The organism is Streptomyces sp. TLI_185 (assembly GCF_003814765.1).
In the GTDB taxonomy this organism is placed as follows: Bacteria; Actinomycetota; Actinomycetes; order Streptomycetales; family Streptomycetaceae; genus Streptomyces.
On record NZ_RKRB01000001.1, the window covers coordinates 1,721,122 to 1,746,187 of the forward strand.

Here is a 25,066-nt window from a genome sequence, read left to right on the forward strand (position 1 = left end):
TCAGCCCTGCGTCAGGACCGCTTCGGTCGCGCCCGCACATGCATCCGCTCCCCCTGCGGCCCGAACAGACTCAGGAACTCCACCGGCCCCTCGCCCGTCGACCCGAACCAGTGCGGCACCCGCGTGTCGAACTCGGCCGCTTCGCCCGCCGCCATGACGACGTCGTGCTCGCCCAGTACCACCCGCAGCCGCCCGGACAGCACATACAGCCACTCATAGCCCTCATGGGTGCGCGGTTCGGGCTCCTCGGTGCCCTGCGGTACCAGCACCTTGAAGGCCTGGAGGCCTCCGGGCTGCCGGGTGAGCGGCCAGAACGTGCGGCCGTGGCGCACCAAGGGCTTGCCGCGTACGCGCGGATCCCCCGCCGCCGGCGCGCCGACCAGTTCGTCCAGCGGTACCTGGTGCGCCCGCGCGATCGGCAGCAGCAGCTCGAGGCTGGGCTTGCGCAGTCCGGACTCCAGCCGGGACAGCGTGCTGACCGAGATGCCGGTGGTCGCCGACAGCCCGGCGAGCGTGGCGCCCCGCTCCTTGCGGATCCGGCGCAGGCGGGGGCCGACCTCCGCGAGGACCTCGTCCGTGTCGTCATTCATGGACGACATTGCAGTTTCGGCAAACAGGTTTGTCAACTCGGCAGCGGCAGGGCGACCGTCGGGTGTGGAGGTGGTCACCCATGACCGAGAAGCACACCGAGCAGTACGAAGTGATCGTCGTCGGAGGCGGCGCTGCGGGGCTCTCCGCGGCGCTGGTCCTGGGCCGGGCCCGGCGCCGCACGCTCGTCGTCGACGCGGGCGAACCGCGCAACGCGCCCGCCGCCCATATGCACGGCTTTCTCTCGCGGGACGGCATGCCACCCGCCGAGTTCCTGGCAATCGGCCGGGAGGAGATCGCGCGCTACGGCGTGGAACTGGTCCGCGACCGGGCCGTGGACGTCACGAAGGGCGAGGAATTCACGGTCGTCCTCGCCGGCGGCCGGACCGTGCGCGCACGGCGGCTCGTGATCGCCACGGGCCTGCGGGACGAGCTCCCGGCGGTGCCGCGCGTGGCCGAGCGCTTCGGCCGGGACGTGCTGCACTGCCCGTACTGCCACGGCTGGGAGGTCCGCGACCAGGCCTTCGGCGTGCTGGCCACGACCCCGCTGAGCGTCCACCAGGCCCTGATGGTGTCCCAGTGGTCGAAGGACGTGACGCTCTTCCTGCACACGGTCGCGGAGTCCGAGCTGTCGGACGACGATCTGCGACGCCTCGCGGCGGCCGGGGTGAAGGTGGTACCCGGCGAGGTCGTGGAGCTGGTGGTGGAGGACGACCGGCTCACCGGAGTACGCCTCGCGGACGGCACGACGCACGCCCGCGAGGTCGTCTTCACCGCGCCCCGGCCGATCCCGCAGACGGATCTGCTGGAGCGGCTGGGCGCGGAACTGCGCGAGACGCCGTTCGGCGCGTACCCCGTGGTCGACGAGACGGGTCTGACGACCGTGCCCGGTCTGTGGTGCGCAGGCAACGCGATGGGCTTCGCAGAGCAGGTCATAAACGCGGCGGCAGGCGGCTACCGGGCAGGGGCAACGATCAACGGGGAGCTACTGATGACCGCCCTGGACGCAACCTCCTAGGGGCGCGGGCCCGTGTCGATATGCGGCTCCGCCGCGCAGGCGCGACAAACCCCCACCGGCCCGCAGCCGACACACAAACCCTGTCGTCCAGGTGAAACCCAGCGGAGCGCGCTGCACCATGGCAAGCATGCTGCTAGCCCGCCTGGCCCAAGTCTCCCAGGAGGTCGCCGCCACCTCGGCGCGGTCCCGGAAGATCGCTCTGCTCGCCGAGCTGTTCCGGGACGCCGAGGCGGACGACGTGCCGATCGTGATCCCGTATCTGGCGGGACGGCTGCCTCAGGGGCGGCTCGGCGTCGGCTGGAAGGTGCTCAGCCGCCCGGTCGCCCCGGCGGCCGAACCCACCCTCACCGTGCGGGAGGTGGACGCCCTCCTCGGCGAGCTCGGCAAGGTCTCGGGTGCCGGCTCGCAGGCCGAACGGGCGCGCCTGGTCGGGGAGTTGATGGGTGCGGCCACCGAGGACGAGCAGCGGTTCCTGCTAGGGCTGCTCACCGGTGAGGTGCGGCAGGGTGCCCTGGACGCCGTCGCCGTCGAGGGCCTGGCGCAGGCCACCGGGGCGCCGCCCGCGGACGTACGCCGGGCGGTGATGCTCGCGGGCTCCCTGCAGACGGTGGCGCAGGCGCTGCTCGCCGACGGGCCGGCGGCCCTGGACCGCTTCCGGCTCACCGTAGGCCGCCCGGTCCTGCCGATGCTGGCGCACAGCGCCTCCTCGGTGGCCGAGGCGGTCGACAAGCTCGGTGCGTGCGCGGTCGAGGAGAAGCTGGACGGCATCCGGGTGCAGGTCCACCGGGACGGCGACAGCGTGCGGATCTACACCCGCACCCTCGACGACATCACCGACCGACTGCCCGAACTCACCGCCGCCGCAATGGAGTTGAAGGGCCGCCGGTTCATCCTGGACGGCGAGGTGATCTCCTTCGGCAAGGACGGGCGGCCCCGGTCCTTCCAGGAGACGGCCGGGCGCGTCGGCTCGCGCGTGGACGTGGCGACGGCCGCCGAGACGGTCCCCGTCTCCCCCGTCTTCTTCGACGCGCTGTCCGTCGACGACCGCGACCTGCTCGATCTGCCCTTCGCCGAGCGGCACGCCGAGCTGGCCCGGCTGGTCCCCGAGCCGATGCGGGTCCGGCGTGCCTTGGTGTCCGGCCCGCAGGACGTCTCCGAGGCGGAGCGCTTCCTCACCGCCACTTTGGAGCGCGGCCACGAGGGCGTCGTCGTGAAGGGTCTCGACGCCGCGTACAGCGCGGGCCGGCGCGGCGCGTCCTGGCTGAAGGTCAAGCCCGTGCACACGCTCGACCTGGTGGTGCTGGCTGCCGAGTGGGGCCACGGCCGGCGCACCGGCAAGCTCTCCAACCTCCACCTCGGAGCCCGCAACCCCGACGGCTCGTTCGCGATGCTCGGCAAGACCTTCAAGGGCATGACCGACGCGATGCTCACCTGGCAGACCGAACGCCTGCAGGAGCTGGCCACGGACACCAACGGCTACGTGGTGACCGTACGCCCCGAACTCGTCGTCGAGATCGCCTACGACGGCCTGCAGAAGTCCACCCGCTACCCGGCCGGCGTCACCCTCCGCTTCGCCCGCGTGGTCCGCTACCGCGAGGACAAGCGCCCGGAGGAGGCGGACACGGTCGAGACGCTGCTCGCCGCGCACCCGGAGGTGAAGCCATGAGCGGCAGGCGCAGCGCCGGCCTGCTGTTGTTCCGGCACACCGGTGGCGGCCTGGAGGTCCTGCTCGGCCACATGGGCGGCCCGTTCTTCGCCAAGCGGGACGCCGGCGCGTGGACCGTCCCGAAGGGCGAGTACGAGCCCGAGGAGGAGACGGCCTGGGACGCCGCCCGCCGCGAGTTCCAGGAGGAGCTCGGCCTTGAGCCGCCCGACGGCGAGGCGGTGGCGCTGGGCGAGGTCCGGCAGACGGGCGGCAAGACCGTCACCGCGTGGGCGGTCGAGGCCGACCTCGACCCGGCGACGATCGTCCCCGGCACGTTCCGGATGGAGTGGCCGCCGAGGTCCGGGCAGACCCGGGAGTTCCCCGAGCTGGACCGGGTGGAGTGGTTCGGGCTCGACCGCGCCCGGGATGTGATCGTCAAGGCGCAGGCCGCGTTTCTCGACCGGCTGGCGGAGCACTCGGAGACTGCATGATTCCGGGGGAGAACCCCCGGACCCCAGCAGAAAAGCAGGTCGACAGGGTGGCCGGCGCGGACATCGCGCGGCGAACCTGAATACCGCACAGAGGAATAACCACACAGCCGCCCACGCGTTGCGGTCACCGGCAGCGCGCGGGAAGGTCGAACCAAGCCCGCCCCCAGGAGGTCAGCCATGCCCATCGCGACGGTGAACCCGGCGAACGGCGAGACGCTCAAGACGTACGAGGCCATGGGCGAGGAGGAGCTCGAGCGCCGGCTCCAGCTCGCGGAGGCGACGTTCCGCACGTACCGGGCGACGCCCTTCGCCGAACGCGCCCGCCTCATGAACAGGGCCGCCGCTCTCCTCGACGAGATCCAGCAGGACATCGGCCGCGTCATGACCACCGAGATGGGCAAGCCGATCAAGCAGGCGCGTGCGGAGGCCGCCAAGTGTGCCAAGGCGATGCGCTGGTACGCCGACCACGCGGAGGAGCTCCTTGCGGACGAGGAGCCGTCGGAGTCCGACGTGAAGGACTCGGGCGCCTCCCGCGTCCTGGTCCGCTACCGGCCGCTCGGCCCTGTCCTTGCAGTGATGCCGTGGAACTTCCCGCTGTGGCAGGTGATCCGGTTCGCGGCGCCCGCGCTGATGGCGGGCAACGTGGGCCTGCTCAAGCACGCCTCGAACGTCCCGCAGACCGCGCTCTTCCTGGAGGACCTGTTCCACCAGGCGGGCTACCCGGAGGGCTGCTTCCAGACCCTGCTCATCGGCTCCGGCGCCGTCGACGACATCCTGCGCGACGAACGCGTCAAGGCGGCCACCCTCACCGGCAGCGAGCCCGCCGGACGGGCGGTGGCGTCCACCGCCGGGGACATGGTCAAGAAGACGGTCCTTGAGCTGGGCGGCAGCGACCCGTACGTCGTCATGCCGTCCGCCGACCTCGACCGGGCCGCACAGATCGCGGTCACCGCGCGCGTGCAGAACAACGGGCAGTCGTGCATCGCCGCCAAGCGGTTCATCGTGCACACGGACGTCTACGACGCCTTCGCGGAACGCTTCGTCGAGGGCATGAAGGCGCTCAAGGTCGGCGACCCGATGGAGGAGGACACGGACGTCGGGCCGCTGTCGAGCGAGCAGGGGCGGGACGACCTGGAGGAACTGGTCGACGACGCGCGGCGGAGCGGGGCGGAGGTGCTGTGCGGCGGCCATCGGCTGCGCCGGCCCGAGCTGCCCGGCTGGTACTACCCGCCGACCGTGCTCACCGGCATCACCCGCGAGATGCGCATCCACCGCGAGGAGGCCTTCGGACCCGTCGCCACGCTGTATCGCGCGTCCGGTCTCGACGAGGCCGTGCTCATCGCCAACGATTCGCCGTTCGGGCTGAGTTCGAACGTGTGGACGCGGGACGAGGCGGAGGTGGACCGCTTCGTACGGGATCTTGAGGCGGGCGCCGTGTACGTCAACGGGATGACGGCCTCCCATCCGGCGTTCCCGTTCGGCGGGGTCAAGCGGTCCGGTTACGGGCGTGAGCTGTCCGGGCACGGAATCCGGGAGTTCTGCAACATCACGACGGTTTGGCACGGTGCGTGAGGGCTGCGCGGCTAACATCCCGGTTGTGAACCGCGAAGTGACTCTGCCTCTGATCGTCGATGACCGCGGGACCTTGCAGGTGGCTGCGGCCGATGTGAGCAAGTTGTTGCGGACGGTGGGTGGACGGTGGCTGCACCTTGTCGAGGCCGGGGAGGCGGGGCTCGACGAGGACACGGTGGCTGCGTTGACCATTGAGCTGGCCAAGTTGGCCGATCGGATTGATGTGGCGTGTATTGCCCATAGCAGCGGGAGTGCGCCGTAGGGGTTTGCGGTTCGGGGCCGGGTGCGGGTTCGTTGTGGCTTGTCGCGCCCACGCGGCGGAGCCGCAGATAGACACAGCCCCGCGCCCCTTCTAGGCCAGTTGCAGCAAAGTTGACCAGAACAATGACTCGTAGCTCTGGAGCAGGCGGCCGTACGCCTGCGCGAGGTCCTCGTTCAAGAATCCCGTGTCCAGGCCCGCCTGGACTGCCGCCGTCGCCCTCCGGTCCAGTGCGGGGGCCGGTTGGGCGAAGAAGTCGAAGAACGCGCAGGCCTCGTCCGTGAAGTCGTAGTGGACGCGCAGGGACTCGGCGATGGTTGCGCAATAGCCGCCCCACGCCGAGAAGTTGGCGGTGATGGCCAGGACCGCGTCGGTCGGGGTGGCGTTGAGGGCGAGCCAGGCGACGTACGACGGATAGGCCTGGCAGCCCGGTAGCGACTCGTAGGCGCTCGTCTTCGCCTCGTCGATGCCGCACGCTGCCGCGAACGGCTGCAGCCGTTCGCCTGCCAGCGCCTCGCCGTCGGCAAGCATTTCGAAGAAGTCGGCGGCCTCCGGTTCCTCCGTGGCGCGTTGGGCCAGATGGAGGAACGCAAGGCGGTCCGCCGGGATCACCCAGCGCTGTTCCAGAGCCAGCGTGGCGAGGGTGTCGCGGGAGGCCTCGCCCCGGGCGATGAGGGGGACGAGAGGGTTGGCCTGCGGATCCGGGGCGAGCTTCGCGGTGGTCGTCTCCAGCAGTTCCGTGGCCGTACGCGTCATTGCGTCCTCCATGGGATCGGATGCGGGGCTCCTGCTTCGACCTTGGCACGGGGTCCCCGATACGGAGTAGTCCGGCGCGAGATCGTCGCCTCGTCGGGTGATCGTGGGTGAACCACCCCCAGAGGTGAACCCTTTTCGACCCGGGGGCCGAAAGCCTTCCGGACGGCGAAAGCAGGACGGTTCATGGCGACTTTGTGCAGACCCTCGGTGTCCGTCCCAGAGCACGTGATCACGATGGAGGAGACGCTGGAGCTTGCGCGCTCCCGCCACGCCGACCATCCGCAGCTGCCGCTGGTCCTCCGGCTGATCGAGAACACCGGCGTTCGCACCCGGCACATCGTGCAGCCGATCGAAGAGACGCTGAAGCATCCCGGTTTCGAGGAGCGCAACAAGGTCTACCAGGCCGAGGCGAAGGCCCGGGTCCCCGCCGTCATACAGCGCGCGCTCGACGACGCGGAGCTCCTCACCAAGGACATCGACGTGATCATCTACGTGTCGTGCACGGGCTTCATGATGCCCTCGCTCACGGCCTGGCTGATCAACGAGATGGGCTTCGACAGCACCACCCGCCAGATACCCATAGCCCAGCTCGGTTGTGCCGCGGGCGGAGCCGCGATCAACCGGGCGCACGACTTCTGCTCCGCCTACCCCGACGCCAATGCGCTGATCGTGGCCTGCGAGTTCTGCTCGCTGTGCTACCAGCCCACCGACCTGGGCGTCGGGTCCCTGCTCTCCAACGGTCTGTTCGGCGACGGGATCGCCGCCGCGGTGGTGCGCGGACAGGGCGGCGAGGGCGTCGAGCTGGTGCGCAACGGCTCGTACCTGATCCCCAAGACCGAAGAGTGGATCATGTACGACGTCCGGGCCACCGGGTTCCACTTCCTGCTGGACAAGCGGGTGCCGGGCACCATGGAGCCGCTCGCGCCGGCGCTGCAGGAGCTGGCAGGTCTGCACGACTGGGACGCCTCCGACCTGGACTTCTACATCATCCACGCCGGCGGCCCGCGCATTCTCGACGACCTCAGCAAGTTTCTGCAGGTCGACCCGCACGCGTTCCGCTTCAGCCGGGCCACGCTCACCGAGTACGGCAACATCGCCAGCGCCGTCGTCCTCGACGCGCTGCGCCGGATGTTCGACGAGGGCGGAGCGAAGCACCGGGCGCGCGGGCTGCTCGCCGGGTTCGGCCCCGGCATCACCGCGGAGATGGCGCTGGGCCGCTGGCACAGCCCCGACGACAGGACGGCGTGAGTACGGCATGAGTGAAGAAACCCTCACCGAGACCCTCCCCCCGGTCCGGCACTGGCCGGCCCTCGACCTGACCGGCGTCGACTTCGACCCGGTGCTGGCCGAGCTGATGCGTGAGGGCCCCGTCACCCGCATCCAGCTGCCCAACGGCGAGGGCTGGGCCTGGCTGGTCACGCGCTACGACGACGTCCGCATGGTGACCAACGACCCCCGCTTCAGCCGTGAGGCGGTCATGGACCAGCCGGTCACCCGGCTCGCTCCGCACTTCATCCCGCAGCGCGGCGCGGTCGGTTTCCTCGATCCGCCGGACCACACCCGGCTGCGCCGCTCGGTGGCCGCCGCGTTCACGGCGAAGGGCGTGGAGCGGGTGCGGGACCGGTCCCGGCGGCTGCTGGACGAACTGGTCGACGAGCTGTTGCAGGACGGCCCGCCGGCGGACCTCACCGAGACCGTGCTCATCCCCTTCCCCATCGCGGTGATCTGCGAGCTGATGGGCGTCCCGGCCGCCGACCGGCACGGCATGCACACCTGGACCCAGCTGATCCTGTCCTCCTCGCACGGCGCGAAGGTCAGCGAGAAGGCCAAGAACGAGATGGGTGCCTACTTCGCCGACCTCATCGGGCTCCGGGAGGGCAGCTCCGGCGAGGACGTGACGTCCCTGCTCGGTGCCGCCGTAGGCCGTGACGAGATCACTCTGGAGGAGGCGGTGGGCCTTGCCGTGCTCCTGCAGATCGGCGGCGAGGCGGTCACCAACAACAGCGGCCAGATGTTCTATCTCCTGCTGACCCGCCCGGACCTGGCCGAGCGGCTGCGTTCAGAGCCGGAGATCCGCCCCCAGGCCATCGACGAGTTGCTGCGTTACATCCCGCACCGCAACGCGGTCGGTCTCTCGCGCATCGCGATGCAGGACGTGGAGATCAGAGGTGTACGGATCCGCGCGGGCGACCCGGTCTACGTCTCCTACCTGGCCGCGAACCGCGACCCGGACGTCTTCCCGGACCCGGAGACGATCGACTTCACCCGCGCACCGAACCCCCATGTGTCGTTCGGTTTCGGCCCGCACTTCTGCCCCGGCAACATGCTCGCGAGGCTGGAGTCCGAGCTGCTGGTGGACGCGCTGCTGGACCGGATCCCGGGCCTGAAGCTCGCCGTACCGCCCGGCCAAGTGCCGTTCAAGAAGGGGGCGTTGATCCGCGGTCCCGAAGCGCTGCCGGTCACGTGGTGAGCGGCCGGTGACGGCGACGGAGGGCCTGCTGGTACCGCCGGGCCACGGCCGGGTCGTGGAGACGCCGGCCCAGCGCGTGACGTTCAAGGTGACCGGCACGCACTCGCGCACGGCGTCCACCTTCGAGGTGGAGGTACCGCCCGGCTTCGACGTGGGCGCCCATGTGCACACGCGCAGCGAGGAGTTGTTCTACGTGCTCGAAGGCGAACTGGACGTCCTCGCCTTCGAGCCGAGGGTACGGACCCCCGACAACTGGCAGCGCTGGGAGTCGAGTTCGGGCAGCCGCGTGGTCCGGGCAACCCCCGGCACGGTCATCGTCGTACCACCGGGCTGCCCGCACGCGTTCGCCAACCCGACGGACACCCCGGCGAAGCTGTTCTTCCAGGCGTCCCCGCCCCCGGACCACGAGCGCTACTTCGAGGAGCTGCTGGAGATCCTGGGGTCGGGGGGACCGCCGGATCACCAGGCCATCGAAGAACTGCGCAGACGCTACGACATCGAGCAGCTGACGCCCCTGCGACACCGCTGAGCGCTCCGGGCTCCGGTCCCTCGCCCACCCCGCCCACCCCGCCCGTCGTGCACGGGCGGGGTGTCGCACCGCTGGAGGTCGCTGTCGGGGGATGCGGAGGCGAAGGACGAGCTCGCACCGCCGGGCGTAGTGGGGAGGCAAGGTACTTCGCCGTGCTGGCGGTGATCGCGGCGGGGTGATCTGCCTTACCTGTCTGCACCGGTGGGTGCCGTAGCCGCACAGGCCGCGAGCCCCCGGCCGGTGTCGGCCGAGAGCTCGTGGACAGCACCGGCAGCGCTACCGGATCGGCATCCCGGACAGCGTGCGCGCGATCACCAGGCGCTGGATCTCGCTCGTACCCTCGAAGATCGTGTAGATCGCGGCGTCACGGTGCATCCGCTCCACCGGGTACTCCCGGGTGTAGCCGTTGCCGCCCAGGATCTGCACCGCCTGCGCGGTGACCTTCTTCGCGGTCTCGCTCGCGAACAGCTTCGACATGGAACCCTCGGCGGCCGTGAACTGCTTGCCGTTGACCGCCATCCACGAGGCACGCCACACCAGCAGCCGGGCGGCGTCGATGGACGTGCGCATGTCCGCGAGCTGGAAGGCGACACCCTGGTTGTCGATGATCGGGCGGCCGAACTGCTCACGCGTCTTCGCGTAGTCGAGAGCGACCTCGTACGCCGCCCGGGCGGTGCCGACCGCCATCGCGCCGACGGCCGGGCGGGACGCCTCGAACGTGGCCATCGCCGCGTTCTTCACACGCTCACCGCCCGCCTTCGCCCGCTCCCGGGCCCGGGCGAGGCGCTCGTCGAGCTTCTCCTTGCCGCCGAGGAGGCAGGTGCCGGGGACGCGGACGTTCTCCAGGACGACCTCGGCGGTGTGCGAGGCGCGGATGCCGTGCTTCTTGAACTTCTGCCCCTGGGACAGGCCCGGCGTGTTCGGCGGGATGATGAAGGAGGCGTGGCCCTTGGAGCCGAGCTCCGGGTCGACGACCGCGACCACGACGTGGACGTTGGCGATGCCGCCGTTGGTCGCCCAGGTCTTGGTGCCGTTGAGGACCCACTCGTCCTTGGCCTCGTCGTACACGGCTCGCGTGCGCATGGAGGCCACGTCGGACCCGGCGTCGGGCTCGGAGGAGCAGAACGCTGCGACCTTGACATCGTTCGCGTCGCCGTACATCTGCGGGATCCAGGTGCCGATCTGTTCCTCGGTTCCGTTGGCGAGAACGCCCACGGCGGCCAGACCGGTGCCTACGATCGACAGGGCGATGCCCGCGTCGCCCCAGAACAGCTCCTCCATGGCCATCGGAATGCCCAGGCCGGTGGGGTCGAAGTACTGCTGGGCGTAGAAGTCGAGGGAGTAGATGCCTACCTTCGCGGCCTCCTGGATGACCGGCCAGGGAGTCTCCTCACGCTCGTCCCATTCGGCGGCCGCAGGGCGGATGACGTCGGCGGCGAAGCCGTGCAGCCAGTCCCGGACCTCCTTCTGTTCGTCGTTGAGCTCCATGGTGAACTCGGCCATGTCCCCTCCAGCGAAGGCGTACTTTCATGTTACTAGCGGTAACCCTAGTTTGTTACCCGCGGGTAGGAATGTCAACTCCTGATGACGCTCGGCAGCCTGTTCGATGCAAGGGCCATGTTGAGTGTTAGTTTGCGCAGGCGTCACCGATTCAGCACGGGTGGGGAGAGCTCATGGACACCACACAGCGGACCGAGCAGCAGCGGTCCGCCGACCGACGTCGGCGCGAGCTGCTGGAGGCCGCCGACAGAGTGGTGCTGCGCGACGGACCGCAGGCCTCGATGAACGCCATCGCCGCGGAGGCCGGCATCACCAAGCCGATCCTGTACCGGCACTTCGGCGACAAGAGCGGACTGTACGCCGCGTTGGCGAAGCGGCACACCGACGCGCTGCTGAACTCGCTCCGGGCGGCGCTGGACGCCCCGGCGGACCGCCGTGAGCGGGTCGAGGCCACCCTCGACACCTACCTCGCGGCGATCGAGGCACGTCCGCAGGTGTACCGGTTCCTGATGCATCCGGCGGAGGGCAGCCCGGGCGGGGAGCAGGGTTTCGACGTCGGCAAGCATTCGATTCCGCTGCTTCGGCGTATGGGCGAGGAGTTGGCGCAGGTCATCGAGGACCGGCTGGATCTCGGGCCGGGGGGTCAGCAGCTGGCTCGGGTGTGGGGGCACGGGATAGTCGGGATGATGCATGCCGCCGGGGACTGGTGGCTGGGGGAACGGCCTTGTTCTCGGGCGGAGTTGGTGCGGAGTCTTGCCGACCTGCTGTGGGGGCGGTTGGCTGCCGCCGGCGACAAGATAGGCGGTCCTGGGTTTTGACGGTTGTTCTTCGGCTGCGGGCCGGTGGGGGCTGGTCGCGCCCACGCGGCGGAGCCGCAAATCGATACAGCCCCGCGCCCCTGAAGAACCTCACCGGCGCCAGGAAGAGCGCCCCACTTGTCGCATCAGCCGACGATGGCGCCAACCCGTCAAGTGGTCCGCGTAGACCCTGCCCTCCAAGTGGTCGCACTCGTGTTGCAGACATCGGGCGAAGAAGCCCGTCCCATGGACGGTGATCGGCTCGCCGGTGAGCGTGAAGCCCTCCACCACCGCATGGTCGTAGCGCTCTGTCCCCGCCTCCAGGCCCGGTAGGGACAGGCAGCCCTCCGGGCCCCGGATCACCACGCCGTCCTTCTCGACGAGTCGGGGGTTCACCACGTGGCCGACGTGACGGACGTCCTCGTCGTCGGGGCAGTCGTACACGAACACGCGCAAGGACTCACCGATCTGGTTCGCTGCCAGACCGACGCCCTGCGCCGCATACATCGTCGCGAACAGGTTCTCCACGAGAGCTGCGAGTCCGGGGCCGAAGTCGGTGACCTCCTCGCACGAGGTGTGCAGGAGCGGGTCCCCGAGCAGGGTGAGGGGCCGGACGCGCCCTCGGGCGCCCGGAATGGAGCTGTTTCGCATGGCCGTCAGGGTACGGCGGTTCGGGACTGTGAATGGATCTCGATAGGCTGAGGTCCACACCACGTTGCCGTCAGGCAGAGGCGCGGCGCGTACGCAAGGAGGATCGAGAACTCATGGCAGGCAACTCGGACCCGCTCACGCCGCGGGCCAAGCTGGCCGTGACCGCGGGCAAGGCGGTCGCGGCGGCATCGCGCGCCGCGGGGCGCGGGAGCGGTTCGGTGATCGGTGGCCGGGTGGCGCTCAAGCTCGACCCCGACCTCCTCGCGCGGCTCGCCCAGAACCTGGACGTCACCCTGGTCTCGGCGACCAACGGCAAGACCACGACCACCCGGCTGATCGCCGAGGCGCTGCGCGCCGCGGGCCCGGTCGTCTCCAACGCGCTCGGCGCCAACATGCCGGCCGGCATCACCTCGGCCCTCGCGGGCAGCTCGGACGCCCGGTTCGGCGTCATCGAGGTCGACGAGAAGTACCTCGCCGGGGTCGCCCGGGACACCGACCCGAAGTGCATCGCCCTGCTGAACCTCTCCCGCGACCAGCTCGACCGCGCCGCGGAGACCCGCATGCTCGCGGAGAACTGGCGTGAGGGGCTGGCCGGGTCGAAGGCGGTCATCGTCGCCAACGCCGACGACCCGCTGGTGGTGTGGGCCGCGTCCTCCTCCCCCAATGTGATCTGGGTCGCCGCCGGGCAGATGTGGAAGGACGACGCCTGGTCCTGCCCTTCCTGCGGTGGTGTGATGCAGCGCCCGGGCGACGACTGGTTCTGCGGTGAGTGTGGCTTCCGCCGACCGACGCCGAGCTGGGCGCTCTCCGGGGATCACGTGCTCGACCCGCACGGGTCTGCGTGGCCCATCCACCTCCAGCTGCCCGGCCGCGCCAACAAGGCGAACGCCGCCAGCTCCGCCGCCGTGGCCGCCGTCTTCGGTGTGCCGCCGCAGGTCGCCCTGGAACGCATGTACCAGGTGCAGGCCGTCGCCGGACGCTACGACGTGGTGCAGTTCCAGCAGCGCGACCTGAGGCTGCTGCTGGCGAAGAACCCGGCGGGCTGGCTCGAAACGTTCAGCCTGATCGATCCTCCGCCCACCCCGGTGATCCTCTCCGTGAACGCGCGCGGCGCCGACGGCACCGACACCTCCTGGCTGTGGGACGTCGACTACACGCGTCTGACCGGCCACCCGATCTGTGTGATCGGCGACCGCAAGCTGGACCTCGCGGTGCGTCTGGAGGTCGCGAACCAGCACTTCCAGGTCTGCGACGACCTCGACCAGGCGGTGCAGATGAGCCCGCCGGGCCGGATCGAGGTCATCGCCAACTACACCGCCTTCCAGGACCTGCGCCGCCGCGTCGGCAACTGACACAGGGGATTTTTGTGAGCGACAACCAACTGCGGGTCGTCTGGATCTACCCCGACCTGCTCAGCACGTACGGCGACCAGGGCAACGTTCTCGTCGTGGAGCGCCGGGCCCGGCAGCGCGGCCTCGACGTGGCGCGCCTCGACGTGCGCAGCGACCAGGCGATCCCGACCTCCGGTGACATCTACCTGATCGGCGGCGGCGAGGACCGTCCGCAGCGGCTCGCGGCCGAGCGGCTGCGCCGGGACGGCGGACTGCACCGAGCCGTGGAGAACGGCGCGATCGTCTTCTCGGTCTGCGCCGGCTACCAGATCCTCGGCCACGAGTTCATCAACGACCTCGGCCAGCGCGAGCCCGGCCTCGGGCTGCTGGACGTGGTCTCGGTACGCGGTGAGGGCGACCGCTGCGTCGGTGACGTGCTCGGCGACATCGACCCGCGTCTCGGCCTGCCCCCGCTGACCGGCTTCGAGAACCACCAGGGCGTCACCCACCTCGGCCCGACGGCCCGCCCGTTCGCCCAGGTCAAGCTGGGCAACGGCAACGGCACGGGTGACGGCACGGAGGGCGCGTACAACGACACGGTCTTCGGTACGTACATGCACGGCCCCGTGCTGGCCCGGAACCCGCTGATCGCCGACCTGCTGCTGAAGCTGGCGCTCGACGTGAACGCGCTGCCCCCGACCGACGACCGCTGGTACGAGGCGCTGCGCAACGAGCGCATCGCAGCAGCCCAGCAGCCTGCCTGACACCTGGATGCAAGGTCGGCTCAACCAGCCCGTCTGACGCCCCGTCCGCACAGGTGAGCGGAGTCGTCCAGCAGGCGGACGCATGCTGCTGCCCCGCCCCCTCCTGCCGCTAGGGTGGCGGGGTTCGTGCCGGACGACGTGGTCCGGTCCCGGCCCACGTTGAGAAGGTTCTTTCGGGCTATGCGCATTGGTGTCCTCACGTCCGGCGGCGACTGCCCCGGCCTGAACGCCGTCATCCGGTCCGTCGTGCACCGCGCCGTCGTCGACCACGGCGACGAGGTCATCGGCTTCCGGGACGGCTGGAAAGGCCTCCTGGAGTGCGACTACCTCAAGCTCGACCTCGACGCGGTGGGCGGCATCCTGGCCCGCGGCGGCACCATCCTCGGCTCCTCCCGGGTCCAGCCCTCGCACCTGCGCGACGGGGTGGAGCGGGCCAAGGGCCATGTCGAGGAGCTCGGCCTCGACGCGATCATCCCCATCGGCGGTGAGGGCACGCTGAAGGCTGCCCGGCTGATGTACGACAGCGGGCTGCCGATCGTCGGCGTCCCGAAGACCATCGACAACGACATCGCGGTCACGGACGTCACCTTCGGCTTCGACACGGCCGTGGGTGTGGCGACCGAGGCGCTGGACCGGCTGAAGACCACCGCCGAGTCCCACCAGCGGGTCCTGGTCGTGGAGGTCATGGGCCGGCACACCGGCTGGATCGCGCTGCACTCCGGCATGGCGGCCGGCGCGCACGCCATCGTCGTCCCCGAACGGCCCTTCGACATCGAGGAGTTGGCCAGGCGGGTCGGAGAGCGGTTCGAGGCGGGCAAGCGCTTCGCGATCGTCGTGGCGGCGGAGGGTGCCAAGCCCAAGGCCGGGTCCATGGAGTTCGACGAGGGCGGCAAGGACATCTACGGCCACGAGCGCTTCGCCGGGATCGCCCGCCAGCTCTCCATCGAGCTGGAGGAACGCCTCGGCAAGGAGGCGCGGCCGGTCATCCTGGGGCACGTCCAGCGGGGCGGCACGCCGACCGCGTACGACCGTGTGCTCGCCACCCGCTTCGGCTGGCACGCCGTGGAGGCGGTGCACCGGGGGGAGTTCGGCAAGATGACGGCCCTTCGGGGGACCGACATCGTGATGGTGTCGCTGGCGGACGCTGTCGAGACCCTCAAGACGGTTCCCGAGGAGCGGTACGACGAGGCGGAGTGCGTCCTGTAGTGCGCATGTGATCTCGTACGGAATTGAAGAGTCCGCCCCCGGCCGCAGCAGCGGCCGGGGGCGGTTCTACTCTGGGTCCGGACAGACAGCGCACAACCCCCACGAATCAGGAGCCGTTGGATGGATCACAGCGGGCACGGCATGACCATGGATCTGCCGCCGTTCACGCTGGGGCGGGGTCTTCAGTGGTCGGCGGACCCGTTCTTCCTCGTGGCCTGCCTGGTGGGGCTCGGGCTGTACGCGTACGGCGTGGTGCGGCTGCGGCGACGCGGTGACAAGTGGTCGGCGGCGCGGACCGTGTCGTTCGTCCTCGGTGTGCTGACCATCGGGCTCGTGATGTGCACGAAGCTCAACGACTACGGCATGGTCATGTTCAGCGTGCACATGGTGCAGCACATGATCATCAGCATGCTGTCGCCGATCCTGATCCTGCTCGGCGCCCCCGTCACGCTCGCCCTGCGCGCACTGCCGACCGCCGGCAAGGGCCGCAAGGGGCCCCGCGAGCTGCTGCTGATGCTGCTGCACAGCCGGTACATGCGGATCATCACGCATCCCGCGTTCACCATTCCGCTGTTCATCGCGAGCCTGTACGCGCTGTACTTCACACCGATCTTCGACTTCCTGATGGGCTCCAAGACGGGGCACATCGCGATGATGGTGCACTTCCTCGCCGTGGGTGTCGTGTTCTTCTGGCCGATCATCGGGGTGGATCCCGGGCCGCAGCGGCCGGGTTATCTGATGCGGATGCTGGAGCTGTTCGCGGGCATGCCGTTCCACGCGTTCTTCGGCATCGCCCTGATGATGGCGTCGACGCCGATGGTGGAGACGTTCAAGAACCCGCCCGCCTCACTCGGCATCGAGGCGCTCTCCGACCAGACCGCGGCAGGCGGCATCGCGTGGGCGTTCAGCGAGATTCCCTCCGTGCTGGTGCTGATCGCCCTGCTGTTCCAGTGGTACGGCTCCGAGCAGCGGCAGGCCCGGCGCAAGGACCGGGCCGCCGACCGCGACGGCGACAAGGAACTCGAGGCATACAACGCCTATTTGGCCTCATTGAACGCACGCGGGCGTTGAAGGCTTCGCCATTCGGCAGCATTCAGTAGCATGAAGTGCATTGGGGGAACCGCCGGGGGGAGCGGTGATGACACTTCGCGCATTTATGCAAGGAGCCGGGAAATCGGCGATTCACAGGATCGCCGTCCTGCTCGTTTTCGTACTGGCACTCAGCGGTTGTGATCGAAGTTCGCCGTTGCTCGTCGTGAAGGCGGTGGCCGCGGGAGTTCCCTCTCTCGCGCCTTTCTTCGACGAGGGCATCGGGCTGGGTCATGACGCCGCGGTCAGGCCGCAGGCGGTGCAGGGGAGTCTGCAGCAGGGGGACACGCCCGGGCTGTACGGGGGCACGAGGAAACCGACCATCTGCGACGTCAAGCAGCTCAAGGCATTCCTCACGGACCCCAGGAACCATCAGAAGTCGCAGGCGTGGGCGACTGCGCTGAACATCACCACGGATGAGATTCCGGGATACCTGGACCGGCTCACTCCAGTTCTCCTGCGTCACGACACGCTCGTGCAGAATCACGACTACAAGAAGGGAAAGGCTGTTCCCTTCAACTCCCTGCTTGAGGCAGGAATCGCCGTTCTCGTCGATGAACAGGGACTTCCGGCTGTGAAGTGCTCGTGCGGAAATCCGCTGCGCCCCTTCACGGGTGACACGAACAGGATTTCGGTCAAGTTCGAGGGCGGGAACAAGAAGTGGCGGGGATTTGAGCGTTCCGCCGTGGTCGCCGTGCAGCCGGCGCCCCGGAAAATGCAGCGACTCGCTCTGGTCGACGTCGGCGATCCCGCCCTGGGCATCGACCGGCCGGTCGGCACGACGGGGACGCACGACAAGACCTTCGACACGCGCAAGGAACGCGCGGTGCCCCGGCTCGCCGGGACGACGTTCGGGGACGCGAACCGACGGCTGGCCGAGGCTGGGCTCGCGGGCGGGTACGACGGGAAGGCGCGACCGCCCGACGACGCGCGGGTGACGGCCTCGGACCCGCCGGCCGGGAGCCGGTTGGGGTTCGGGGCGTACGTGACGCTGAGCGTCGCCGAGGAGACGTCCCACGGGCCGACCACTCCCCCGCCGCCCTCGACGTCCGGGCCGTCCACAGCGTCGGCGTCGCAGCCGCCGTCGTCCCGGTCCTCATCAGCGCCTCCGTCGTCGCCGTCGGCGCCGTCGAGCAGCGGCCCCGGGCCGTCGTCCTCGGCGCCGACGTCGAGCGCACCGCCCAGTTCCAAGGCGCCCCCGTCGAGCGCGCCGCCCAGTTCCAAGGCGCCCCCGTCGAGCGCGCCGCCCAGTTCCAAGGCGCCCCCGTCGAGCGCACCGCCGAGTTCGCCGTCGACGACGACCAGTGCGCCCGCGACCGGCGCCCCGGTCACCAGCAGCGCTCCCCCACCGAGCAAACCGGTGACGACCAGCGCTCCCCCACCGAGCAAACCGGTGACGACCAGCGCTCCCCCACCCAGCAACCCGGTCACCACGAGCGCTCCGGCCACCAGCGGGCCGGCGAGCAGCGCACCGGCCACGAGTGAGCCCGCAAGCGCCGGGCCCGCCTCGATCGCGATCACGTAGCGCCTCCGCAGAACCCGGGAGTCACCGGATGCATTCAGGATCACCTGCGTCGGGAGTGGGCCGGATCATCGCCGGCCGTTATCTGCTGCTGAACCGGCTCGGCAGCGGTGGCATGGGCCATGTGTGGCTCGCCCACGACCAGAGACTCGCCTGCGAGGTCGCGCTCAAGGAGATCGTGTTCCGGGACCCGGACCCGACCGGCGACGAGCGGGAGGCCCGGGTCGCGCGGGCGCGCGCCGAGGCCCGGCACGCGGCGGGACTGCGCGGCCATCCGCATGTGGTGACGGTGCACGACGTGCTGGAGCACGAGGGGCTGCCCTGGATCGTCATGGAGTACGTGACGGGCGCCGTCGACCTCAAGAAGCTGGTCGAGACGCGCGGCTCCCTCGCGCCCGCGGAGTGCGCCCGCATCGGGCTGGCCGTGCTGGACGCGCTGACCGCCGGACACGAACGGGGCGTCATGCACCGGGACGTGAAACCGGCGAACATCCTGCTCGCGCCGGACCGCTCCGGTGCGCCGTACGGGCGCATCCTGCTCACCGACTACGGCATCTCGGTGCAGCCGGACGCCGGCGAGACCCGGTACACGCTGGCGTCCGTGCTGGTGGGCACGTCGGGCTATCTGGCGCCGGAGCGCGCCACGGGCGGGCCGCCGACCCCGGCCGCCGACCTGTTCTCGCTGGGCTGCACGCTCTACCACGGTGTCGAGGGCCACGGCCCCTTCGAGCGCGAGTCGCACCTCGCCGAGGTCACCGCGGTGGTCATGGAGGAGCCGCGTCCGGCCGTGCGCGCCGGTGCGCTGGGGCCCGTACTGCAGGCGTTGCTGGTGAAGGATCCGGGACGGCGGCCGTCCGCGACGGAGGCCGAGGCGGCGCTGTCGCGGATCGTCACGCCGCAGGCCGAGGCATACGCCCGTACGCAGACCGACCTGGGTTCGCAGCCGCCCTGGGCCGGGGCGGCAGCCGCGCCCGCCCCTTATCCGCCCGGGCCCGGGACGGACGGCTTCGGGCCGGTCGTCGCGTCCGTGTCCGGTCCCGCCCACCGTCGCCGCGAGCTCCCGCGGGCGCTGCGGGCGGTCCTCGCCGCCTCGCTCGGTCTGGTGCTGGCCCTGGGAGGGGTCTGGTACGCCATGGCGCACCAGAAGAGCGGCGGCGACGCGGCCTCGCCGTACGGTTCGGCCGTGGGGCTTTCCGTGCCCCTCAAGGACGGGGAGTGCGTGCTCGCCGACTGGCCGGGCGACCGTTTCCAGGGGGTGCCGCGGCTGACGCCGGATCCGTCCTGCCGGGACAAGGCTCCCGACGGGCAGGTGATGGCGTTCGTGGCGGCCGCGTCCGCGGACGAGGCGCGCAGTCTGGGGCCGGCCCGGTGCGAGGAGCGGACGCAGGAGATCCGGGAGCGGCTGGCGGACGTCCGCAGCGTCGCCGTCGTACCGACCGGGGCGGGGTTCGAGGCCGCGGGACGGCGCACCGCCTGTGTGGTACTGGGCGCGCACGGGCCGGTGTACGGGCCGCTCGGCGATCGGCGCAAGGTCGGCTCGGACTTCATCGACACGGCGAACATGCAGCGCCGTGACTGTCTGCAGACCCGCTCCGACCGGGCCGCCCGGCTGGTGTCCTGCAGCGGGCCGCACGACGAGCAGGTGCTCGGTTTCACCCGGCTGGCCAGGGACGTCACGCTCACCGAGGCCCGTACGCAGTCGGATGCGGCCTGTGCGAAGGACGTGCCGCCGCGGGACTACGGCTTCGACCCGTCGCTCTACACCTCGGGCTCCTGGAGCAGCCAGGGCGCCTGGAAGTCGGGCACGCATTTCGTCGTCTGCACCGTCCGGAAGCAGAACGGGGGCACCATGGAGGGGGACGAATCCTGAGGAGGGTGTTGCGATGCCCGGTTCTACGGACGGTTCTACGAAGGCAATGGGTGCGATCACGGTGGGCGGCCTCGTCGTGGTGACCGCCTACACGGTGGCTCTCGGCTCCAACGGCTGGCTGTGGTTCGGCTGGGTCGTGCTGGGTCTGCTCACCCTCGGGATGGTCGCCTCCCGCAGCACATGACGCATCCGCACCAGGTGCCGCTCATTCCTCGCTCAGCCGCCCGGCCGAGTGCACCCCCGGCTGGTATTTCGGCAGCCGGGCGGTGATCTTCATGCCCGCTCCCACGGCGGTCTCGATGACGAGCCCGTAGTCGTCGCCGTAGACCTGGCGCAGCCGGTCGTCGACGTTGGACAGTCCGATGCCGCCCGAGGGACTGATCTCGCCGGCGAGGATGCGGCGCAGCAGGCCGGGGTCCATTCCGGCGCCGTCGTCCTCGATGACGACCAGGGCCTCGGCACCGGCGTCCTGCGCGGTGATGCTGATGTGGCTCTTGCCGACGGGCGCCGCCTTGCCCTCCAGACCGTGCTTGACGGCGTTCTCGACGAGCGGCTGCAGGCACAGGAAGGGCAGGGTGACCGGCAGGACCTCGGGGGCGATCTGCAGGGTGACGGAGAGGCGGTCGCCGAAGCGTGCCCGCACCAGCGCCAAGTAGTGGTCGATGGCGTGGAGTTCGTCGGCGAGGGTGGTGAAGTCGCCGTGCCTGCGGAACGAGTAGCGGGTGAAGTCGGCGAATTCCAGGAGGAGTTCGCGGGCGCGCTCGGGGTCGGTGCGGACGAAGCTCGCTATCACCGCGAGCGAGTTGAAGATGAAGTGCGGGGAGATCTGGGCCCTCAGCGCCTTGATCTCGGCCTCGATCAGACGGGTGCGGGACTGGTCGAGATCCGCCAGCTCCAGCTGGACGCTCACCCAGCGGGCGACCTCGCCTGCGGCCCGGACGAGGACGGCGGACTCGCGGGGTGCGCAGGCCACCAGGGCGCCGTGCACGCGGTCGTCGACAGTGAGGGGGGCGACGACCGCCCAGCGCACCTGGCAGTCCGGGTCGGGGCACTTGAGGCGGAAGGCCTCGCCGCGGCCTGTCTCCAGCGGTCCGGCGAGGCGTTCCATGATCTCGCCGCGGTGGTGGTCGCCCACGCCGTCCCAGACCAGGACCTCCTTCTGGTCCGTCAGGCACAGGGCGTCCGTGCCGAGGAGGGTGCGCAGCCGGCGGGCGGACTTGCGGGCGGTCTCCTCCGTCAGCCCGGCCCGCAGCGGGGGCGCGGCCAGGGAGGCGGTGTGCAGGGTCTGGAAGGTGGCGTGCTCGACGGGGGTGCCGAGATCGCCGAGGCTCTCGGGGCGGGCCGTGCGCCGGCCGAGCCAGAACCCGGCGGCCAGCAGCGGCAGGACGGCCACGCACAGTCCGGCGAGGAATCCGCTCATGCCTTCACCTCCGCGCGCAGAGCTTGTCCGGTGCTGTACCGCGCCCCGCAGGGGCGCGGGGCCCCGCCGCGGCAGCGGCTGATGTCACTGCCGATGTGCGGCTCCGCCGCGCGGGCGCGACCAGCCCCCACCGGCCGCAGAGACATCATTGCGCTCTCACGGGAGCGCTCAGCGCCTCCGGCAGATGGAACCTCGCCAGGATCGCCTCGGTCCCCGTCGGCACCCGGCCCGGGGTGGCCAGGGACACCAGCACCATGGTGAGGAAGCCCAGCGGCACCGACCAGAGGGCGGGCCAGGCCAGTAAAGCGTGCAGCGGGCCCGTGCCCGGGAAGCCCGCCATCGTGGCGGCCACCGCCACGAACGCCGAACCGCCCCCGATCAGCATGCCTGCGGCCGCGCCGGGCGGGGTCAGCCTGCGCCACCAGATGCCGAGGACGAGCAGCGGGCAGAAGGACGACGCGGACACGGCGAAGGCCAGCCCGACGGCGTCGGCGACCGGAAGCCCGCCGACGATGACGCTGGCAGCGAGCGGTACGGCCATGGAGAGCACCGTGCCGAGCCGGAAGTGCCGTACACCGCGCGTCGGCAGGACGTCCTGGGTGAGCACCCCGGCCACGGCCATGGTCAGTCCGGACGCCGTGGACAGGAACGCGGCGAAGGCGCCGCCCGCCACCAGCGCGCCCAGCAGGTCGCCGCCCACGCCGCCGATCATGCGGTCGGGCAGCAGCAGGACGGTGGCGTCCGCGTCGCCGGTGAGGGTGAGTTCGGGGGTGTAGAGCCGGCCGAGAGCTCCGTACAGGGGCGGCAGCAGGTAGAAGGCGCCGATCAGGCCGAGCACGGCCACGGTGGTGCGGCGGGCGGCGACGCCGTGCGGGCTGGTGTAGAAGCGGACGACCACGTGCGGCAGGCCCATGGTGCCGAGGAAGGTGGCGAGGATCAGCCCGTACGTGGCGTACAGCGGGCGTTCCTCGCGGCTCGCGGCCAGCGAGGTCGACATGCCGCCGTTGGTGCCGCGGTCGGCGGTCGGGACGGTGGTGCCCTTGGCGAAGGTCAGCCGGGCGCCCCGCTCGATGTGGTGGGTGCCGGCGGGGAGTTGGATCCGCCGGCCGTCGTGGGTGCGGCCGTCGACCGTGCCGGTCACGGTGACGGTCAGCGGCCGGTCCAGTTTCAGGTCGAGGCTGTCCTCGACGCGTACGACGCGCTGCTCACGGAAGGTCGCCGGCTCCTCGAAGGCATGGCGAGGCGCGCCGTCACCCTGCCAGGCCAGGACCAGGAACAGGGCGGGCACCAGCAGGGCGGTGAGCTTGAGCCAGTACTGGAAGGCCTGCACGAAGGTGATGCTGCGCATCCCGCCGGCGGCAACGGTGGCGACCACGACGACGGCCACGATCAGCCCGCCGAGCGAGTCGGGCGCACCGGTCAGCACCGTCAACGTCAGCCCGGCACCCTGCAGTTGGGGCAGCAGATACAGCCAGCCGACCCCGACGACGAACGCCCCGGCCAGCCGCCGTACCGCATACGAGGCCAGCCGGGCCTCGGCGAAGTCGGGCAGCGTATAGGCCCCGGAGCGGCGCAGCGGGGCGGCGACGAAGAGCAGCAGGACCAGATAGCCGGCGGTGTAACCGACCGGGTACCACAGCATGTCGGGGCCCTGCACCAGGACCAGGCCCGCGATGCCCAGGAAGGAGGCGGCGGAGAGGTACTCGCCGCTGATGGCGGCCGCGTTGAGGCGGGGGCCGACGGTGCGGGAGGCGACGTAGAAGTCGGAGGTGGTGCGGGAGATGCGCAGCCCGAAGGCGCCGACCAGGACGGTTGCCACGACGACGAGGGCGACGGCGGGGACGGCATAACTGGAGTTCATCGCCGCACCGCTACCGATCTTCCACGAGGCGTACGAAGTCTCGTTCGTTCCGCTCGGCGCGCCGGACGTACCACAGGGCGAGCAGGACCATCGGGGCGTAGAGGCAGAAGCCGAGGACCACCCACTCCAGGCGGCGGGCGTCCGGCGTGGCGGCGAAGACCAGGGGCAGCGGGCCGATCAGCAGGCCCAGGAACGCGAACACCGCGAGCGCGGCGCGGAGTTGGGTGCGCATGAGGGAGCGGACGTAGGTGTGGCCGAGGGTGGTCTGTTCGTCGATCTCGGTGCGCGGGCGGTAGTAGCCGGAGGCGCGGCGGGTGCGGCGGGGCGGGCCTGTGACGACGACGCGGCGCTCGGCGGGGTCCTGGTGGGGCACGGTCACGGCCTCCTCATCAGCAGGTCCCGCAGTTCGCGTGCGTGGCGGCGGCTGACCTGCAGCTCCTCGGCGCCGACCAGGACGCTCACCGTGCCCGCGTCCAGGCGCAGTTCGCCGACGTGGCGCAGGGCGACCAGGTGGCGGCGGTGGATGCGGACGAAGCCGCGGGAGCGCCAGCGTTCCTCCAGGGTGGACAGCGGGATCCGTACGAGGTGGCTGCCTTTGTCGGTGTGCAGGCGGGCGTAGTCGCCCTGGGCCTCGACGTGGGTGATGTCGTCGACGGCGACGAAGCGGGTCACACCGCCGAGTTCGACCGGTATGTGGTCGGGGTCGGGCTCGTGCACGGGGATGCGTGGGGCGGCGGCACCGGTGAGTTCGGCGGCCCGGCGGATGGCCTCCGCGAGGCGTTCCTTGCGGACGGGCTTGAGGACGTAGTCGACGGCCTTGAGGTCGAAGGCCTGCACGGCGAAGTCCTCGTGGGCGGTGACGAACACGACCAGCGGCGGCTGGGCGAAGCCGGTCAGCAGCCGGGCCAGGTCGAGGCCGTCGAGGCCGGGCATGTGGATGTCGAGGAAGACGACGTCGATCGCCTCGGGACCGCCCGGACCGGACTGAAGCGCCCGGTTGATGCGCCGCAGCGCCTCGGTCGCGTCGCCCGCGCCGTCCGCGCTGCCGATGCGGGGGTCCGCGTTCAGCAGATACAGCAGTTCCTCCAGCGAGGGGCGTTCGTCGTCGACGGCGAGGGCGCGCAGCATGAACCCGGAGTGTAGGTGGAATCCGCGCGGGTGGACATGCGCCGTGGTGTGGACGTTCCTGCTGGATACAGTGCCGACATGAACAGCAGGCCGGCCCCTTTCGACGAGCTCGACCGCAAGATCATCACCGCGTTGATGGCGAACGCCAGGACGAGCTTCGCCGAGATCGGTGCGGCCGTCGGGCTGTCGTCCACGGCGGTCAAGCGCCGGGTGGACCGGCTGCGCGACACGGGCGTGATCACCGGGTTCACGGCCACGGTGCAGCCTGCGGCGCTGGGCTGGCGCACGGAGGCGTACGTCGAGGTGTACTGCGAGGGCGCGGCCCCGCCGCGGCGGCTCGCGGAGGTGGTCCGCAACCATCCGGAAATCACGGCGGCGATGACGGTGACCGGCGGCGCGGACGCGCTGCTGCACGTACGGGCGCGGGATGTGGACCACTTCGAGGAGGTCCTGGAGCGGATCCGCATCGAACCCTTCATCCGCAAGACGATCAGCGTGATGGTGCTGTCCCATCTGCTTCCGGAGAGCCCGGAGGCCGGCGCCACCCAGCCTGCTCCCGAATAAACGTCCTAACGCGCAGCAGGGCTGCGCTGAACCGA

The 25,066-nt window shown here is 70.6% G+C and carries 24 protein-coding genes and 1 pseudogene; 17 read left to right on the forward strand and 8 right to left on the reverse strand.

Going from position 1 to position 25,066, the window contains the following annotated elements; all coding sequences use genetic code 11:
* Positions 1–11 precede the first annotated feature (11 nt).
* Complete coding sequence (locus tag EDD92_RS07705) at positions 12–590, reverse strand: helix-turn-helix domain-containing protein (RefSeq protein WP_123963610.1); 579 nt, start codon at positions 588–590, stop codon at positions 12–14.
* Between the two features lie 80 nt (positions 591–670).
* Between EDD92_RS07705 and EDD92_RS07710 the strand changes: the two genes are divergently transcribed.
* From EDD92_RS07710 to EDD92_RS07730, 5 genes are all read left to right on the forward strand, one after another.
* On the forward strand, positions 671–1,606 hold the full coding sequence (locus EDD92_RS07710; protein WP_123963611.1) for an NAD(P)/FAD-dependent oxidoreductase: 936 nt from the start codon (positions 671–673) through the stop codon (positions 1,604–1,606).
* Positions 1,607–1,733: 127 nt separating this feature from the next.
* Entirely contained in the window at positions 1,734–3,272 is a 1,539-nt protein-coding gene (locus EDD92_RS07715) for an ATP-dependent DNA ligase (RefSeq protein WP_123963612.1), read from the forward strand.
* Entirely contained in the window at positions 3,269–3,742 is a 474-nt protein-coding gene (locus tag EDD92_RS07720) for an NUDIX domain-containing protein (RefSeq protein ID WP_123963613.1), read from the forward strand. The genes EDD92_RS07715 and EDD92_RS07720 overlap by 4 nt, the downstream gene beginning before the upstream one ends.
* A 177-nt stretch (positions 3,743–3,919) precedes the next feature.
* Positions 3,920–5,314: an NADP-dependent succinic semialdehyde dehydrogenase gene (locus EDD92_RS07725; protein ID WP_123963614.1), complete on the forward strand. Its 1,395-nt coding sequence runs from the start codon at positions 3,920–3,922 to the stop codon at positions 5,312–5,314.
* A gap of 25 nt (positions 5,315–5,339) precedes the next feature.
* Positions 5,340–5,576, forward strand: coding sequence for a DUF6213 family protein (locus EDD92_RS07730; protein WP_123963615.1), 237 nt, complete (start codon positions 5,340–5,342; stop codon positions 5,574–5,576).
* Positions 5,577–5,666: 90 nt separating this feature from the next.
* On the opposite strand, the gene EDD92_RS07735 is transcribed toward EDD92_RS07730, so the two are convergent.
* Positions 5,667–6,329 carry a transcriptional regulator gene (locus EDD92_RS07735; RefSeq protein ID WP_123963616.1) on the reverse strand — a complete coding sequence of 221 codons (663 nt, stop codon included), beginning with the start codon at positions 6,327–6,329 and terminating at the stop codon, positions 5,667–5,669.
* Between the two features lie 171 nt (positions 6,330–6,500).
* On the opposite strand from EDD92_RS07735, the pseudogene EDD92_RS07740 reads away from it, so the two are divergent.
* The 3 genes and pseudogenes from EDD92_RS07740 to EDD92_RS07750 form a co-directional block, all read left to right on the forward strand.
* Positions 6,501–7,577: pseudogene (locus EDD92_RS07740) on the forward strand (type III polyketide synthase); the annotation flags it as partial.
* A 7-nt stretch (positions 7,578–7,584) separates the two neighbouring features.
* Positions 7,585–8,799, forward strand: a complete 1,215-nt coding sequence (locus tag EDD92_RS07745; RefSeq protein WP_123963618.1) for a cytochrome P450 — start codon at positions 7,585–7,587, stop codon at positions 8,797–8,799.
* A 7-nt stretch (positions 8,800–8,806) separates the two neighbouring features.
* Complete coding sequence (locus EDD92_RS07750; RefSeq protein WP_123963619.1) at positions 8,807–9,328, forward strand: cupin domain-containing protein; 522 nt, start codon at positions 8,807–8,809, stop codon at positions 9,326–9,328.
* A gap of 276 nt (positions 9,329–9,604) precedes the next feature.
* On the opposite strand, the gene EDD92_RS07755 is transcribed toward EDD92_RS07750, so the two are convergent.
* Positions 9,605–10,831, reverse strand: a complete 1,227-nt coding sequence (locus tag EDD92_RS07755) for an acyl-CoA dehydrogenase family protein (protein WP_123963620.1) — start codon at positions 10,829–10,831, stop codon at positions 9,605–9,607.
* A gap of 170 nt (positions 10,832–11,001) precedes the next feature.
* Between EDD92_RS07755 and EDD92_RS07760 the strand changes: the two genes are divergently transcribed.
* Positions 11,002–11,646: a TetR family transcriptional regulator gene (locus EDD92_RS07760; RefSeq protein ID WP_099927154.1), complete on the forward strand. Its 645-nt coding sequence runs from the start codon at positions 11,002–11,004 to the stop codon at positions 11,644–11,646.
* Between the two features lie 90 nt (positions 11,647–11,736).
* On the opposite strand, the gene def is transcribed toward EDD92_RS07760, so the two are convergent.
* Positions 11,737–12,276, reverse strand: a complete 540-nt coding sequence (def, locus tag EDD92_RS07765) for a peptide deformylase (RefSeq protein ID WP_185123959.1) — start codon at positions 12,274–12,276, stop codon at positions 11,737–11,739.
* 113 nt (positions 12,277–12,389) lie between these two features.
* Between def and EDD92_RS07770 the strand changes: the two genes are divergently transcribed.
* From EDD92_RS07770 to EDD92_RS07800, 7 genes are all read left to right on the forward strand, one after another.
* Positions 12,390–13,628 carry a MurT ligase domain-containing protein gene (locus EDD92_RS07770; RefSeq protein ID WP_030928265.1) on the forward strand — a complete coding sequence of 413 codons (1,239 nt, stop codon included), beginning with the start codon at positions 12,390–12,392 and terminating at the stop codon, positions 13,626–13,628.
* Between the two features lie 14 nt (positions 13,629–13,642).
* Positions 13,643–14,371 (forward strand): type 1 glutamine amidotransferase, encoded by a 729-nt coding sequence (locus EDD92_RS07775; protein WP_123963621.1) that lies wholly within the window; start codon positions 13,643–13,645, stop codon positions 14,369–14,371.
* 180 nt (positions 14,372–14,551) lie between these two features.
* Positions 14,552–15,577 (forward strand): 6-phosphofructokinase, encoded by a 1,026-nt coding sequence (locus tag EDD92_RS07780; RefSeq protein WP_030928260.1) that lies wholly within the window; start codon positions 14,552–14,554, stop codon positions 15,575–15,577.
* Positions 15,578–15,697: 120 nt separating this feature from the next.
* A complete protein-coding gene (locus EDD92_RS07785) occupies positions 15,698–16,648 on the forward strand; it encodes a cytochrome c oxidase assembly protein (RefSeq protein WP_123963622.1) in 951 nt (316 codons plus the stop codon).
* 85 nt (positions 16,649–16,733) lie between these two features.
* Positions 16,734–18,191 carry a DUF6777 domain-containing protein gene (locus tag EDD92_RS07790; RefSeq protein WP_311736812.1) on the forward strand — a complete coding sequence of 486 codons (1,458 nt, stop codon included), beginning with the start codon at positions 16,734–16,736 and terminating at the stop codon, positions 18,189–18,191.
* 28 nt (positions 18,192–18,219) lie between these two features.
* Positions 18,220–20,058: a serine/threonine-protein kinase gene (locus tag EDD92_RS07795; RefSeq protein ID WP_123963624.1), complete on the forward strand. Its 1,839-nt coding sequence runs from the start codon at positions 18,220–18,222 to the stop codon at positions 20,056–20,058.
* Between the two features lie 13 nt (positions 20,059–20,071).
* Entirely contained in the window at positions 20,072–20,242 is a 171-nt protein-coding gene (locus EDD92_RS07800) for a hypothetical protein (RefSeq protein WP_030928253.1), read from the forward strand.
* Positions 20,243–20,263: 21 nt separating this feature from the next.
* On the opposite strand, the gene EDD92_RS07805 is transcribed toward EDD92_RS07800, so the two are convergent.
* The 4 genes from EDD92_RS07805 to EDD92_RS07820 all read right to left on the reverse strand — a co-directional run bounded on the left by EDD92_RS07805 (position 20,264) and on the right by EDD92_RS07820 (position 24,467).
* Positions 20,264–21,478 carry a sensor histidine kinase gene (locus EDD92_RS07805; RefSeq protein ID WP_123963625.1) on the reverse strand — a complete coding sequence of 405 codons (1,215 nt, stop codon included), beginning with the start codon at positions 21,476–21,478 and terminating at the stop codon, positions 20,264–20,266.
* Between the two features lie 145 nt (positions 21,479–21,623).
* Entirely contained in the window at positions 21,624–23,339 is a 1,716-nt protein-coding gene (locus EDD92_RS07810) for a cation acetate symporter (protein WP_123963626.1), read from the reverse strand.
* Positions 23,340–23,349: 10 nt separating this feature from the next.
* A complete protein-coding gene (locus EDD92_RS07815) occupies positions 23,350–23,718 on the reverse strand; it encodes a hypothetical protein (protein ID WP_399182204.1) in 369 nt (122 codons plus the stop codon).
* Positions 23,715–24,467 carry a LytTR family DNA-binding domain-containing protein gene (locus tag EDD92_RS07820; protein ID WP_030928244.1) on the reverse strand — a complete coding sequence of 251 codons (753 nt, stop codon included), beginning with the start codon at positions 24,465–24,467 and terminating at the stop codon, positions 23,715–23,717. Before EDD92_RS07820 ends, EDD92_RS07815 begins: the two co-directional genes overlap by 4 nt.
* Positions 24,468–24,545: 78 nt before the next feature.
* Between EDD92_RS07820 and EDD92_RS07825 the strand changes: the two genes are divergently transcribed.
* Positions 24,546–25,031, forward strand: coding sequence for an Lrp/AsnC family transcriptional regulator (locus EDD92_RS07825; RefSeq protein ID WP_030928241.1), 486 nt, complete (start codon positions 24,546–24,548; stop codon positions 25,029–25,031).
* The last annotated feature ends 35 nt before the right edge of the window (positions 25,032–25,066 follow it).

Bases quoted from the DNA above. Each gene is read 5' to 3' on its own strand.
- EDD92_RS07790 (WP_311736812.1), top strand. From the start codon at position 16,734: ATGCAAGGAGCCGGGAAATCGGCGATTCACAGGATCGCCGTCCTGCTC.
- EDD92_RS07780 (WP_030928260.1), top strand. From the start codon at position 14,552: ATGCGCATTGGTGTCCTCACGTCCGGCGGCGACTGCCCCGGCCTGAAC.
- EDD92_RS07725 (WP_123963614.1), top strand. From the start codon at position 3,920: ATGCCCATCGCGACGGTGAACCCGGCGAACGGCGAGACGCTCAAGACG.
- EDD92_RS07805 (WP_123963625.1), bottom strand. From the start codon at position 21,478: ATGAGCGGATTCCTCGCCGGACTGTGCGTGGCCGTCCTGCCGCTGCTG.
- EDD92_RS07760 (WP_099927154.1), top strand. From the start codon at position 11,002: ATGGACACCACACAGCGGACCGAGCAGCAGCGGTCCGCCGACCGACGT.
- EDD92_RS07710 (WP_123963611.1), top strand. From the start codon at position 671: ATGACCGAGAAGCACACCGAGCAGTACGAAGTGATCGTCGTCGGAGGC.
- EDD92_RS07800 (WP_030928253.1), top strand. From the start codon at position 20,072: ATGCCCGGTTCTACGGACGGTTCTACGAAGGCAATGGGTGCGATCACG.
- EDD92_RS07705 (WP_123963610.1), bottom strand. From the start codon at position 590: ATGAATGACGACACGGACGAGGTCCTCGCGGAGGTCGGCCCCCGCCTG.
- EDD92_RS07825 (WP_030928241.1), top strand. From the start codon at position 24,546: ATGAACAGCAGGCCGGCCCCTTTCGACGAGCTCGACCGCAAGATCATC.
- EDD92_RS07820 (WP_030928244.1), bottom strand. From the start codon at position 24,467: ATGCTGCGCGCCCTCGCCGTCGACGACGAACGCCCCTCGCTGGAGGAA.
- EDD92_RS07785 (WP_123963622.1), top strand. From the start codon at position 15,698: ATGGATCACAGCGGGCACGGCATGACCATGGATCTGCCGCCGTTCACG.
- EDD92_RS07755 (WP_123963620.1), bottom strand. From the start codon at position 10,831: ATGGCCGAGTTCACCATGGAGCTCAACGACGAACAGAAGGAGGTCCGG.
- EDD92_RS07715 (WP_123963612.1), top strand. From the start codon at position 1,734: ATGCTGCTAGCCCGCCTGGCCCAAGTCTCCCAGGAGGTCGCCGCCACC.
- EDD92_RS07720 (WP_123963613.1), top strand. From the start codon at position 3,269: ATGAGCGGCAGGCGCAGCGCCGGCCTGCTGTTGTTCCGGCACACCGGT.
- EDD92_RS07810 (WP_123963626.1), bottom strand. From the start codon at position 23,339: ATGAACTCCAGTTATGCCGTCCCCGCCGTCGCCCTCGTCGTCGTGGCA.
- EDD92_RS07770 (WP_030928265.1), top strand. From the start codon at position 12,390: ATGGCAGGCAACTCGGACCCGCTCACGCCGCGGGCCAAGCTGGCCGTG.
- EDD92_RS07745 (WP_123963618.1), top strand. From the start codon at position 7,585: ATGAGTGAAGAAACCCTCACCGAGACCCTCCCCCCGGTCCGGCACTGG.
- EDD92_RS07795 (WP_123963624.1), top strand. From the start codon at position 18,220: ATGCATTCAGGATCACCTGCGTCGGGAGTGGGCCGGATCATCGCCGGC.
- EDD92_RS07735 (WP_123963616.1), bottom strand. From the start codon at position 6,329: ATGACGCGTACGGCCACGGAACTGCTGGAGACGACCACCGCGAAGCTC.
- def (WP_185123959.1), bottom strand. From the start codon at position 12,276: ATGCGAAACAGCTCCATTCCGGGCGCCCGAGGGCGCGTCCGGCCCCTC.